Raw genomic sequence first — 13,371 nt, forward strand, 5'->3', positions numbered from 1 at the left:
GAGTCCGGTGACGGCCGACAACGAGGACCTGCGCTCGCTCATCGAGCGCGGCGCTGAGCTGACCAGCGGATATCTGCGGGCCGGGCCGGGTTCCACGGCCGGGCGACCGCTGCTGGACGAGGCGATCACGGTACTGGAGCGGGCCTACGGGCGCATCGAGCCGGGCGAGACGGTACGCGGTCAGGTCGCCGGTCAGATGGGCTGGCTGTACGGTGTGCGGCACCTCGCCCACGGCGGCGACCCGAAAGACCGCACCACCGCCATGCACCTGCTCGACGAGTCCCTGCTGTCCCCGAACCCGACGCCGGTGCTGGCCGCCGCATCCAAGATCATCCTCGGCCAGCTGCTCCTGGCCGGCGCGACCGCCGCGATGAGCTCGCCGGACGCCATGATGCGCATGATGCGGGGCGGGTCGCAGATCGACGTCAGCGCCGCCGACCGGGCCATCATCCTGTTCCGGGAGGTCGCCGACGGCCCGCCGATCAGCGCCGAGACGACCTCGTCGGCGCGCGCCATGCTCACGGTGGCGGAGGCGCTGCGGGGCATGCTCGGCGGCCCGGGCGGGATGGACCTGAGCAAGCTCGGGCAGGCATTGACCGCCATGCAGACCCTGCAGCAGCAGATGGGCGGGAGGGGAGCCGGTCCGGTCCCGCCGCCGATGCCCGACCTGTCAAGGCTGATCCCCCAGCAGACGGCCGGCCCCAGCCCGGCCTACGCCGAGCGCCCCGAACCCGACGTACGCTTCGACCCCGGCCTCGTCGCGGTGGTCGCCGGCCCGATACCCGGCGACGGTCCCCCGCCCCGTCCGCGCCCTGCGCCGATCCCGGCGCCCTCCGCCGCCGAGCTGCGCACCCACCTGGAAAGCCAGGACTCCCTCACCGTCGACGACCGCGTCGCCCTCGCCGCGGCAGCCGCCGAGGCCCCCGGCTCCCAACCCACCGACCACCTCGCCCTGGCCGCCGCGCTGATCGCCCGCCACCACGCCGACGGCGCCGGTGGCTGGACCGACGGCCCGGACGACCTGCAGACCGCCGCCGACCGCCTCGACCGGATCGCGCCGGACCTGCCGGACATGACCGCCGAGGAGGTGGCGCGGGCCCTGCACATCGCCGCACAACTGCCCGGCCAGGCCCACCTGGAGCAGGCGTTCGCCGAGGTGGCCACCGTGATGCGGGAGGCCGGCATAGCCACCCTCGTCTATCCGGGCGCGGCCCTGGACGCCGCCACCGGCCGCCTGGAACCGGTGTCCGCGGACGCCCGCTGGTCCGGCCGGATCGCCGCCGTCACCCCGGTGCGGGGCGACGCCGCGATCTCCCACGTCCGCTCCGCCGCCCAGCTGGTCGCGCTGATCCGCCGTGGCCGCCGCCCGATCACCGAGAAGGCCGTCTTCGTCGCCAACCCCCGGGGCGACCGGGAGACCGCCACGATGGACGCGCTGCGCCTGCGCCGGGCCTTCCATCCCCAGTCGACGGGCCTGGGCCGGACGGTCGAGCAGCACCACGGCGACGGCACCCCGGACGAGGTGAAGGCCTGCCTGAACGCCGGCCTGCTGCACCTGGGCTGCGGCATCACCGGCACGGGCGCCCTGGAGCTGGTCGGCCACACGACCCTGACCCCGGCCGAGATCGCCGAACCCTCGACGCCGGACACCCCCGGCGGCGTGGCGATCCTCCCACCCGACCCGGCGGCATTGACACTGCTCGCCGACGCCCTCCTGAACCGAGGATTCAGTGCGGTCATCGGCTTCGCCGTGCCGGTGCCCGACCGCCTGGCCTCCGTGATCTATTGGATGCTGCACACCGCACTGGTCGACGACGGAGCATCCCCGGCCGAGGCGGTGGCCGCGGTCCGCGCCTGGCTCCAAGACCCGCACCGCGAGCCCCCCGAACTCCTGTCCACCGAATACCGGGCCGTCACCGAGACGATCGACCCGGCGGCACCGGCCTATGCGGATGCCCTGACCTGTCGAGGCCTCTGACTCGCCCGCATGCATCCGCACGAAGCAGCATGAGCGGGGGCTATCAATCGGGGGACGACGGTCTAGAGTGGACGCGTGCTGGGAGTCGTCGCGACCGCGCTTGGCGGTCCTGAAGTGTTGCAGGTGACCGAGCTGCCGGAGCCCGAGGCGGGGCCCGGGCAGGTGGTCGTCCGGATCCGCGCGGTCTGCGTGCATCCGGCCGACGTCGCCGCCACGACCGGGGAGATTCCCCGCGGGCCGGTTCCGCCGCCGTTCTCCCCCGGGTGGGACATCTCCGGCGAGGTGGCCTCAGTCGGTGCCGGCACCACGGAGTTCGGGGTGGGTGACCGTGTCGTCGGGATGATCCCGTGGTATTTGACGCGCGGCAACCCCGGTGGCTACGCCGAGTTCGTGGCCGCCGACACCGACTGGCTGGTGCGGCTGCCGGACGAGCTCGACTTCGTGTCCGCGGCCACGGTGCCGCTCAACGCCCAGACTGCGCACCAGGGCCTGTCACTGGTGTCCCTGGCCATGCTGTCGGCCGGCAGCAGCATTCTCGTCACCGGTGCCAGCGGCGGTGTCGGCGGCTTCGCGGCCCAGCTCGCCCTCCAGGGCGGCTACCGCGTCCTCGCGCAGGCGAGTGACGGCGATGAGCAGTGGGTGCGCGATCTCGGCGTTCACGAGGTCGTCTCCCGGTCCACCGATCTGGCCAAGGTCGGACCGGTGGGCGCGGTGTTCGACGCGATCCCCCTCGGCGAGGCGGCGGCCGCCGCCGTCGAGGACCGGGGCATCGTGGTGGCGACCCGGCCCACGCCGGCCATCGTTCCGGCACGTGGTGTGCGCCAGGAGCTGCAGCTCATCCGGCACGACCGGGAGCTGTTGGCCGATCTGGTGGGACAGGTGGCGGCCGGACGACTGCGTACCCGCGTGGCGGTCACGATGCCGCTGACCGAAGCGGCCGACGCCCACCGGCGGGTCCTGGCCGGTGGGCTGAACGGAAAACTCGTCCTGACGGTGGGCTGACGGAGCGCGGTGGCGCCCGTCGGCTCGCGCGGTCACATGGCGGCGGAGGACTTCCGGTCCAGGTACGGGTCGGTTTCGGCCCGGACCGTGAGACAGTTCGTGGGGATCGTGTCGACCATCGTGCCGGGGCCGTTCTGGCCCCGGTAGCGGACCAGGGCCGCCCATTCGCAGGCGCCCTCGATCACTCCCGCACGACGGGCTCCACTGCGGTGCACCCACACCGGGTCGCCCGCCCGGTACGCCACTGCAGGTCCCGAAGCGGTCGGACCCGGCGGGGGCACAGGGCCGGCGGCCGGCTCGTACGTCTCGGTGTGGTCGCCGGCCTCGGTGGCCACGACCCAGGTGATGGCGGCCTTGTCGGTGGTGTTCGCGCGCCGCTTGGCGCTGAACATGGCCTGGTCCGCGCGGCGTAGCAGGTCGGAGAGGTCGCTGGACGGCCCCGCCGGTACGACGCCGATCGAGGCGGTGACGGTCAGGGTGTGGCCCAGCACGTTCATCGGGGGCGCGATCGCGGCGCTCAGCGAGCCTGCCACCTCGTGCAGCCACGTCTCCGGGACATCCGCACGCGGGGCGCGTGGCAGCGCGACGAACTCGTCACCACCCAGCCGGGCCACCAGATGGTCGCCGAGGCAGGCGGCCATGCGCCGGGCAACCACGCAGAGGACCTCATCGCCGGCATCGTGCCCGTAGGTGTCGTTGATCGGCTTGAAACCGTTGAGGTCGAGGATCAGGACGGCCGACGGACGATCGTCGCCGCGCAGCAGCTCCGGGGCGAGCGCGCGGAAACGGCGGCGGTTGGCGAGGCCGGTGAGCTCGTCGTGGCCGGCCATCCATCGGAGTGAGGCTCGCTCCTGCTCCAGCTGCTGGACGTGCGCCGCGAGTTGATCGATGCGGGCCTGGAGGCGGGCGGTTTCGGGCTCGGTCCGCAACTGATCGTCATTCGACAGTTCACCGCCCGTGTCGGCGGCGGCAGGATCGAGGATCCGCATCGGCCGTCCTCTCAAACTGTGGCGGACCAGCGCAAGTTATTGAGTCGACGCGAGGGATCGCCAAGCGCCACAGTGGAATCATGGCAGTCGGCCAGGGCGCGTGCAAGATTTCACGAGGACAACTATCGCGGTGACATGATGCGTCCAAAGCGAGTTTCGGCTACTCTAGGTACGTGCTCTTTCATCATGAAAGAGCAGCCATTGGACGTGAAATCCTGATTTTGCACTTCGGGCTAGCACTGAAGGGCCGCCTTCAGCCACTCGATCAGTGGCAGGTCGATTACCCACAGTGATCAGCTCCAGGAGGGGCACTGATGAGTAGCGAAACTGGCTGGATCATCTCCAGCAGGTCGACAGGCAACGGAGGCAGCTGCGTCGAGGCCCGCCGCCAGGACGGCCTCATCGAGGTCCGCAACAGCAAGGCACGCGAGGCCGGCACGGTGGTGTTCACGACCGAGGAGTGGGACTCGTTCCTCTTCGGAGCCAAGCGCGGCGAGTTCGACCAGCTCCTGACCGACTGATCACGCCGGCCTATTCAGGGCGGCCGTCAAGACGCATTCTCAGTTCGCCCATGGGAACTCTTCGACCGGCACGGAAACCTCAGTGATGAGGTCGAAAATCCGCCGGTACTCGTCAACCTCGACCTGCTCTTCCAGATAAAGGGCACCGACGTGGGATTCGAGGTAAACCACGTCGGGGTCGTCCGGGTCGTCGAACTCGAGGATCCGGAATGCACCGGCCATCGCCGCGTGCGCCCCGACCGAGAACGGCAGGACCCGGATATCGACCGTATCCTCCCGGGAAAGTCGTCGTAGATGCTCGATCTGCCCCTTCATCACCTGTTCGCCGCCGACCGGGCGGCTCAAGGTGCCCTCGCCGAGCACCGTCACGAGACGGATCGGCGGGTTGCGAGCGAAGAGCGTCCTCTGCCGCTGCATGCGGAGGTTGATGTGGCGCTCGGCGACCTCCACGTCGGCCGGCTGCTCGGCGCCGAAGACGGCTCGCGCGTACTCCGGGGTCTGCAGCTCGCCGGGAATGACCTCGCCCTCGTACCCGAACATCCGGGAGGCGGACGCCTCCAGCCCCACATACAGCTTGAACCACTCGGGGATCACCGGGCTGGCGTCCCACCACTCCTGCTGTGACGTGCCCAGCGCGAGGTCGGCCAGCGCGTCGGTGATGCTCTGGTCCGCACCGTAGAGCCAGCAGAGCGCGCGGACGTTGGCCCCGGTGACCGGCACCTTGCCCGTCTCGATGCGGTGCAGCGTCGGCTCAGAGATGCCCAGCCGCGATTCCACCACATCCCGCCGGCTCATCCCGGACGCCGTGCGCAGGCGCGTCAATCGCCGCCCCAACGCGCGCCGCACGACGCGTTGGCCTGTGACCGGCACGCCTTACCTCCGCCTTGCCAACCCATGTGGACGGTGACGCCGATTACCGTACCCGCAACACCGCGTTGTCAACAGCCGACCCGTCGTTGAACATCCAACGTGTTTCAGGAGCAGGGACGCTCGAATTCCAGGCCCGGTGCGTACGCCGCCCATTCCGCTGCCGTGAGGCCGCTGGTCTGCTCGCAGGCCGCGGGCAGCGGGTCCCTCAGCACCGCCCGGATCGGCACCAGATCCCAGAGCGCCACCCCGGCCGGATCGGCGGTGACGAGAAGCGGCTGCCGGGAGCTGAACGCCGATCCGGTGGTTCGCCCGCCGACCACCGCGAGCAGCACCGGATCACTGGCGAAGCCGACACTCCAGATCTCGGTGGATCCTCCCGAGGTGACCGCGAGCAGTGACCCGTCGGCGGACAGGGCGAGCGAGTCGGGCCGGCCGAAGTCGGTGCGCCGCGCGGTCCGTACCGACCGGTCCTTGCCGTCCCGGTTGTTCCAGACGGTCAGGTCCTGACCGACCGTGACGGTGAACGCCGCTCCCGCGACCAGCGCCGCGGGCCCGACGCTGTTCACCGCGAACGTCCCGGTCTTCGCCGGGATCGCGGGGTCGGCGAGGTCCCAGACGGTGACGTTGCTGCTGCCGCTCTGCTGCCCGGCACTGTCGGCGACGGCCAGGGTGCCGCCGGCGAGGCCGAACCGGGCGGTGAACACGTTCGCGGCCGGGATGGTGGCGACCAGCTGCGGCGCCTGCTCCCCCGCCAGCCGGTGGATCCGGATCTGCTCCTGCGGGGCGCTGACCAGGACCGCGACCAGCCCCCGGACCGGCTCGAGGTCGAGCACGAAACCCGCACCGAGATCCGGGAAGACGTTGCGCGGGCCGGCGCCGGTCAGCGAGTAGAGGCTGCCGCCGGTGTAGTAGAAGCTGGTGCCGTGGACCGCGTAGGTGCTGCTCACCGGCGGTTCACCGGCCGGCGGCACGAGTTTCGCGGTCCCTGCCGGCTTCGGATTTCCGGCGTCGATGACGTCCCAGTAGTCGAGGTGGCCGGCTGATCCGGCGGCGACCACGTCCTCGGCCGACACCGAGACCGTCCGGGACGGGATCACGGTGCCGCCCTTGAGCGTGGCACGGCGGCGCGGCGCGAACCCGTCGATCCGCCACAGCGTCGCCGCCTTGGTGAGGCGCGGTCCCGGCGTCAGGATCCGGGTGCCGTCCGGGCTGAAGTCGATCGAGGTGATCCACCCGCCGGTCCGGGTCATCGCCTTCGTCTGGACCGGGGAGTCCGGGTCAGCGACGTTCCACACCTCGACCGTGCCGTCGATCCGGCCGAGCGCGATGGCCGTACCAGAAGGATCGAATTCGGCCGTTGACAGTCGATCTCCGGAGACCGTGATGGTGCCGCGGCGCTGCGGTTCGGCAGGCTCGGTCAGGTCGTAGAAATGGATCGCCTTCTCGCCGTCCTGGACCGCCAGGACCCGGCCGTCCGCGCTGAGGGCGACCGGTGTGCCGGTCGAGACGCCGGTGACGATCCGGGACCCGGAGGTGCGCCAGACCGTCAGCCGCCCGTCGTCACCGGTGCCGGCGAACACGGCGCCGTCCGCGCTCATCACGGTCGGGATCGCGGTGGTGGAGCTGTTCCAGAGCGCGCGCGGCCGGCCCGGATCACGGACGTCCCAGAGTGTGGCCCGCGTCGCGACGGTGAACAGCCTGCGTCCGTCGGAGCTGAACCGCACGTCGGTGACGGCCGAGCCGCCGTCCCGCGTGGTGATCAGGCGTGGAGCGGACGGGTCGACGACGTTCCACACGGTGAGCCGGTCGGCGGCGACGGCGAGCGTGCGGCCGTCCGGGCTGAAGGCCAGCTCGTTCACATTTCCCAGACCGGAGGGCAATGCGGCGGTACGGGAGGAGCCCGCCCACAGCTCGGCAGTGCCCTCCCCGCCGATCGCGATCACCTTGCCGTCCGGCCGGAACGCGGCGCTGACGACCGGCGAATCCGTGGTCAGCTCCCCCGCATACCCGGTGGCCAGGGCCGCCATCACCGCCGCACCGCTGCGCGCCGACCGGTCCATCCCGTAGGCGCTGACCGCCAGCCGTGACGCCAGCCCCGGATCGGCGGTCAGGGCCGCCGCCGACCGGGCCAGCAGATCCTGCTGCACGAGCGTCCGCCCCTGCTGTTTCGCCTTGTCGGAGGCACGATCGGCATCGGCACGGGCCTGCACCGCGGCGAACCCGGCCCCGCCGAGCAGCACGGCCACGACGGCCGCGGTCAGCACCCGTCGCGGCCAGCGGCGCAGCCGGGAACGGGCCCGGGCCGCGAGGGCGGCCTCCCGCAGTTCCGGGGTGACGTTCGAGGACACGTCGGCGGTGCCCATGCTGAGCAGCGAGTCGAGCAGTTCCCGGGCGGTGGGACGACCCGCCGGGTCCTTCTCGAGGGTGGTGGCGACCAGATCGCGCAGCGAGTCCGGGATGCCGCTCAGATCGGGCGGCTGGGTGAGCATCCGGCCGATCGTCGCCATGGGAGAGTCACCGCGGAACGGGGTGCGGCCGGTCGCCGCGTAGCCGATGAGCACGCCCCAGGCGAAGACGTCGGCGGCCGGGCCGGCTTTCCCGGAGCCGTCCAGGCTCTCCGGGGCGACGTAGCCGATCGTGCCCATCACCTGATCAGGACCGGTCAGCTCGGCGCTGAGCTCGGCGCCGCGGGCGATCCCGAAGTCGATCACCTTGGGCAGGCCGACGGCGAGCAGGACGTTCGCCGGTTTCAGGTCGCGGTGCACGACTCCGGCGCTGTGGATGGCGACGAGCGCGGTGGCCACGCCGACGGCCAGGCCGTACACCTCGGAGGGTTTGAGGGGTCCCCGGTCGCTGACGACGCCTGCCAGGCTGGGCCCGTCGACGAACTCGACGACCAGATAGGGCGGATCGTGCTCGACGTCGGCGTCCAGGACCGCGGCCGTGCAGAACGGCGGAACCTCCCGCGCCCGCTTGACCTCGCTGCGGAAGCGCGCCAGGAAGGCGGGGTCGGCAGACCACTCGGGGCGGATGGCCTTGACCGCCACCCGCTGCCCGTCCGGGCCGGTGCCGAGAAAGACGGTGCCCATGCCGCCCGCGCCGAGCCGGCCCAGCAACTCGTACTGCCCGAGCCTTTCGGGATCACGAGAACGCAGCGGCGTCATGGTCACTGCGCTGCCACCCATCGAACTCGGCCGTTACGGATCTTCCGGCAAATATAGAGCATGCCGCGCGGCCCTCAAGATCACGAGCGCACACCGCGTTCTCAGGCCGCGACCGGTTCAGGCGCGACGGTGATGCTGAGCGCCCCGATGCGCTTGGCGCGTTTGGCCTCGTACATCGCCAGGTCGGCGCGGATGATCAGCCCGTCGGTCGTGTCACCGGGCACGGCGTGCGCGACTCCGGCGCTGACACCGATGCGCACGTCGCCTGCGCCGATCGGGACCGGCCGGGTCACCAGGTCACGGATGCGAGCGGCGATGGTGTCCACGTCGTCGCTGCCGCAGATGATGACGAACTCGTCGCCGCCCAGCCGGTACACCGTGTCCTCGCTGCGGATGTCCTCGCGCAGCCGCCGGGCGACGGCGACCAGCAGCGCGTCGCCGGCGGCGTGGCCGAGCCCGTCGTTGACGCTCTTGAACCCGTCCAGGTCGAGGAAGACGACGGCGGTCCCGGCCGGGTCGCCGGCCAGGGCGGTGGTCAGGTCGGCCAGGCAGGCGGCCCGGTTCGGCAGGCCGGTCAGGCCGTCGGTGGTGGCCAGGTGCCGCAGGCTCTTCTCGGCGGCGCGCCGTTGTGAGGCGAGGCGGGCGATGCGCAACATCACCAGCGGTACGATCCCGGCCGAGCCGAGGGCGACCAGGATGCCCGCGCTGGGTTCGCCGGCGATCATCCGGACGCCTCCGACGATCGGGATCAGGGCGATCATGGCACCGAGGAAGGTGAGCCGCAGCGGGGTCAGGTCGTCGGCCGGTGCGGTGCCCGGCTGGGTGACGGTGCTCGCGGAGGGGTGCAGGGCGGCGCAGGCGGTGCAGGCGTAGCCGACCAGGAACAGGGCGTTGGTCCAGTCCGGGCGCACCCCCGTCGCGGGGTCGGTGAAGAAGATCGACGCGAGATTGCCGCTCATGGCGCCGGCCATGGCCCAGGCCAGCAGGCGGACGGCCGGCAGCCGGGTGCCGGACGCCAGCGACACGCGGGCCAGGGCGCCCACGGTTCCGCACATCACGAACAGGCTGACGAACAGGGTTACCTGCCGTACGAGGGGTGTTCCCGCCGCGGTGAGGTGGGGCAGCACGGCGGCGTCCCACAACAGGCCGCCGAAGGCCAGAGCGGCGACCGCCGAGTCGATCACGCCGCCGACGTCACGGCGACCCCGGCGTACGACCACGATGAGCGCGCCGGCGAGGGAGCAGATGTTCGCCACCGCGAACAGCAGGTCAGCGACACCGCCGTCACCGGTGGCATGGTGGCGTACCTCGACGTCCCAGATCCACACGAGGTTGCCGGCGTTGAAGAAGCCCAGCATGGCCAGCATGAACCACCACGGTGACCGGGTTCCGGCCGGGCTGCGCCGGGCCCCGGACCACACCGCGGGAATCACGGAGAGGGTGAGCAGCATGAAGGGCAGGCCGCGCCACTGGGTGGGAACCGCCAGGAAGGTCAGGATGAGGCCCGCAGACCAGGCAGCGAACCAACGCAACCGCACATTCAGCACCATCGGCGTGGAACGGGGCGAACTTAGCGGGCCCGGGCGGGCGGGGCCGCCACCGGCCCCGCCATCCAGTCAGGACCCGGTCTTCGGGGCTACGCGCCACACCCGCACCTTGTCGTCCGCGGCGGCGGTGACCAGGCGTTTGCCGTTACGGCTGATCCGCAACGCCCAGACCGGCCCGTCATGCCCGGTCAGCGGCGCATCGGCGAGGCTTCCGGTTGCCGTGTCCCACAGCCGCACGGTGCCGTCGTCGCTTCCGGTGGCCAGCAGGTCCCCGCCCTGGCTGAACCGCATGGCACGGACCGGACCGGCATGGCCGGTGAGCGGTGCGGTGGCCTGCAGGCGTGTCGTGGTGTTCCACACCTGGACGGTGTTGTCCGCGCCGGAGGAGGTGGCCAGCAGCTTCTGTCCGAGACTGAACGTGAGGCCGTACACCGGTCCGGAACTCGCGGTGAGCGGCTCGCCGGCGGGTTCGCCGGTGGCGGGGTTCCAGAGCCGCACCAGGTTGCCACCACCGGAGGCGGCCAGAAGCCGGCCGTCCGGGCTGAAACTCGTCGCGTACACGGGGCCGGGGCTGACGGTGAGCGCCGCACCGATGGGCAGGCCTGTGGCGGCGCGCCACAGCCGCACCGTGTTGTCGGCCCCGGCGCTGGCGAGGCGTTTGCCGTCCCGGCTGAACACGACGTTGCGAACCGCGCCGACGTGCCCGATCAGCGTGTGCACCAGGCGCCCCGAGTCCGGATCCCACAACCGGACCGTGGCGTCGTCGCCTGCGGTGGCCATGAGCCGTCCGTCGGCGCTGAACGCCACCGACCGTACCGCCCCGGCATGGCCGGCCAGCGTGGCGACGGACCGCTGCCCGGTCACCGCGTCCCACAGTGACACCCCGCTGTCGCCGGCGACGGCCAGCCGTGAGCCGTCCGGGCCGTATTCGAGCGCATGGACGGCTCCGACGATGCCGGGCAACGCCGCTCCCACCGGACGCCCGGTCGTGGCGCTCCACTGCCGCACCGTCGCCTCGCTCACGGTGGCGAACACCTTGCCGTCGCGGCGCAACGTGACCCGCCCGTTGACCCCGGGCACCACGCCCCGCAGCCGGGCGTCCGCAGCGGCGCCGGGGGCGCGCGTGGTCCAGCGCTGCGCGACGAGTTCCGGCGTCTGGGCGAACGCGGGTTGCGGAACGGTGCCGGTGGTGAGCCCGAGCGCCCCGGCCACGGCGAAGACGGCGACCCTTCCGGTACGCCGGCGACCGGCCGCGCGGGTGGTTCGTACGCTTCTCTGCTTCCCATTGATAGTCACGTCTGCACCGTATACACACTGTATGGGCGGTTTTATGCTAATCGTCGCATTCCTCCGACCGAGTGTCAGCCCGGGCGCGAGACCGCGAGCATCCAGGCCGATCTAGGCATAGATAAACACCGATTGCGTGTACGATGGGAGCGCTCCCACATCTATCTGGAAGGAGGAACGTGTGAAGCGCTACGGCCTGCTTCTCGCCCTCTCAGCGATGACCGCGACTCTGTTCGCCGGCGCCGGGACGGCGAGCGCGACGAGCGGCTCGGCGTCTCGCGGATGCGCCCGGCCGGGCATCCTGTTCTGCGAGGATTTCGACCGGCTGCCGTCCGGCGGGGCCAGCAGCCTCGACTGGGGAATCGACACCCGCAACGGCACGCTCACCGTCGAACGGCGGAGCGGACGCGACAAGGTGCTGCACGTGAGCACCCGCGACAACGGCCGCGCCTTCCTGCGCGTCGACGACTTCGCGGCACCCGCGGACGGCTTCTACGGTCGCATGCGGCTGCGCGTCGACGCGTTCCCGACGGCGCCCGACTGGGCTCACTTCACGCTCGTCGAGGCGACCGGAACAGGCAGCACCGAGGTCGTACGGCCGGTCGGCGGACAGTACGTGCCCACCCTGCGGCGCAACCTCTGGGGCATCGGCGCGGACGGCGGCCCCACCGGCGACTGGACGGCGTGGACCGAGTCGGCGCCGGCCACCGAGGACACCTGGCAGTGCGTCGAGTGGCGGCTCGACCCGGCGACGAACACGGTGACCACCTGGATCGGACGGGACATCACCCTGCGCGCCTCGGAGCAGGAGCACGGCGGCAACCAGGTCCCGTTCGTCCTGCCCGCGGTGAACACCGTGAAGATCGGCTGGCAGCTGTACCAGGGCGGCACCACACCCACCGGCTTCGACCTGTGGATCGACGACATCGCCCTCTCGACCCGCCGCCTCGGCTGCTGAGCCGCCGCCCAGCCGGGGTCACCGCGCGTGATCCCGGCTCCAGTCCGGCGACTCCCGCAGTTCGAGCAGGTACGCGGCGGTGACCGCGACAGCCCGGTCCGGGTCCCGGGTCAGCTCCGCCAACGCCCGCGACGTCCTCTCCCCCGGAATACCGGCCAGCGCCTGCGTCAGCTGCCGGCGGGCCACCGGCTCCATGGTGGCCCACGTCAGGCGATCCACCAGCCCCGTCGCGATCCGCTCGGCCAGAGCCGGGTCGCCTGCCAGCACGCTGAGCGCATCGGCGGCGTCGACGTCGCGGCCCTCCACGGCGACCATGTCGATCAGCGCCGGGATGGCCTCGGCCGATCCGCGCGGCCCGAGCGCCAGCGCCGCGAACCGGCGTACGACGACGTCGGCGTTGGTGAGGGCGGCCTCGAGCAGCGCGGTCGCCGCTTCGCCCGGTAGCTCGGCGAGCGTCTGGACGGCGCGTTCCCGCACCTCGGGGACGGATGACCCGAGGCCCGCCGCCAGTTGCTCCACCCCTCCGCCCGAATGCGCCAGGGCCCAGCGCAGGGCCCCGGCGACGTTCGGATCGGACTCGTTCAGCGCCGCCTCGACCAGCGCGTCCACCGGGACCGCGCGTTCCCCGGCCGACGACAGCGCCGCACGCTGGCGCCTGCCGGGGCTGTCCGACCCCAGGGCCTGCAGCAGCGCGACGACCTGCAGCACATCCTCCCAGCCCGCCGGCTCCGCGGCGCCGACACGGCTGAGCTGGGTGAGCAGCCTCGTCTCGGCGGCGATGCGCTCACGCGTCCGCCGGCTCAGCTCGGCGATCAGCTCCGATGGCCGGAAACCGGGATCGTCCAGCGCCCGCCCGACCTCGCGCAGCGACAGGCCCAGCGCCCGCAGGCTCTCGATGTGCAGGATCCGCTCGATGTCCTCGCCGGAGTACTCCCGGTAGCCGGAGCCGGTACGCCCGACCTGCCCCAACAGGCCGAGCGAGTCATAGTGGCGCAGCATGCGAGCGCTGACCCCGGACCGCCGTGCCACCTCACCGATCAACACGGTCGACCATT

General features: G+C 71.8%; 10 protein-coding genes. 4 read left to right on the forward strand and 6 right to left on the reverse strand.

What is annotated here, in order from left to right:
* The first annotated feature begins 7 nt into the window (after positions 1–7).
* Both CLV67_RS54380 and CLV67_RS32660 read left to right on the forward strand, forming a co-directional pair.
* Positions 8–1,978: a hypothetical protein gene (locus CLV67_RS54380; protein WP_106325342.1), complete on the forward strand. Its 1,971-nt coding sequence runs from the start codon at positions 8–10 to the stop codon at positions 1,976–1,978.
* Between the two features lie 75 nt (positions 1,979–2,053).
* Positions 2,054–2,980 (forward strand): NADP-dependent oxidoreductase, encoded by a 927-nt coding sequence (locus tag CLV67_RS32660; protein ID WP_106325344.1) that lies wholly within the window; start codon positions 2,054–2,056, stop codon positions 2,978–2,980.
* Positions 2,981–3,012: 32 nt separating this feature from the next.
* On the opposite strand, the gene CLV67_RS32665 is transcribed toward CLV67_RS32660, so the two are convergent.
* Positions 3,013–3,969 carry a GGDEF domain-containing protein gene (locus tag CLV67_RS32665; RefSeq protein ID WP_106325346.1) on the reverse strand — a complete coding sequence of 319 codons (957 nt, stop codon included), beginning with the start codon at positions 3,967–3,969 and terminating at the stop codon, positions 3,013–3,015.
* 314 nt (positions 3,970–4,283) lie between these two features.
* On the opposite strand from CLV67_RS32665, the gene CLV67_RS32670 reads away from it, so the two are divergent.
* Complete coding sequence (locus CLV67_RS32670) at positions 4,284–4,490, forward strand: DUF397 domain-containing protein (protein WP_106325348.1); 207 nt, start codon at positions 4,284–4,286, stop codon at positions 4,488–4,490.
* Positions 4,491–4,529: 39 nt separating this feature from the next.
* Here CLV67_RS32670 and CLV67_RS32675 read toward each other — a convergent pair whose 3' ends face one another.
* From CLV67_RS32675 to CLV67_RS32690, 4 genes are all read right to left on the reverse strand, one after another.
* Entirely contained in the window at positions 4,530–5,360 is an 831-nt protein-coding gene (locus CLV67_RS32675; protein WP_146169372.1) for a helix-turn-helix domain-containing protein, read from the reverse strand.
* Positions 5,361–5,464: 104 nt separating this feature from the next.
* A complete protein-coding gene (locus CLV67_RS32680) occupies positions 5,465–8,524 on the reverse strand; it encodes a WD40 repeat domain-containing serine/threonine protein kinase (RefSeq protein ID WP_106325672.1) in 3,060 nt (1,019 codons plus the stop codon).
* A 101-nt stretch (positions 8,525–8,625) separates the two neighbouring features.
* Positions 8,626–10,062 carry a GGDEF domain-containing protein gene (locus CLV67_RS32685; RefSeq protein WP_170154084.1) on the reverse strand — a complete coding sequence of 479 codons (1,437 nt, stop codon included), beginning with the start codon at positions 10,060–10,062 and terminating at the stop codon, positions 8,626–8,628.
* A 78-nt stretch (positions 10,063–10,140) separates the two neighbouring features.
* Positions 10,141–11,367, reverse strand: coding sequence for a WD40 repeat domain-containing protein (locus CLV67_RS32690; protein ID WP_239166808.1), 1,227 nt, complete (start codon positions 11,365–11,367; stop codon positions 10,141–10,143).
* 172 nt (positions 11,368–11,539) lie between these two features.
* Here CLV67_RS32690 and CLV67_RS32695 point away from each other — a divergent pair, with 172 nt between their 5' ends.
* A complete protein-coding gene (locus tag CLV67_RS32695) occupies positions 11,540–12,316 on the forward strand; it encodes a hypothetical protein (protein WP_239166807.1) in 777 nt (258 codons plus the stop codon).
* An 18-nt stretch (positions 12,317–12,334) separates the two neighbouring features.
* Here CLV67_RS32695 and CLV67_RS32700 read toward each other — a convergent pair whose 3' ends face one another.
* Positions 12,335–13,360: a HEAT repeat domain-containing protein gene (locus tag CLV67_RS32700; protein WP_106325356.1), complete on the reverse strand. Its 1,026-nt coding sequence runs from the start codon at positions 13,358–13,360 to the stop codon at positions 12,335–12,337.
* Positions 13,361–13,371: the final 11 nt, after the last annotated feature.

Source organism: Actinoplanes italicus, from assembly GCF_003001815.1.
Classification (GTDB): domain Bacteria; phylum Actinomycetota; class Actinomycetes; order Mycobacteriales; family Micromonosporaceae; genus Actinoplanes; species Actinoplanes italicus.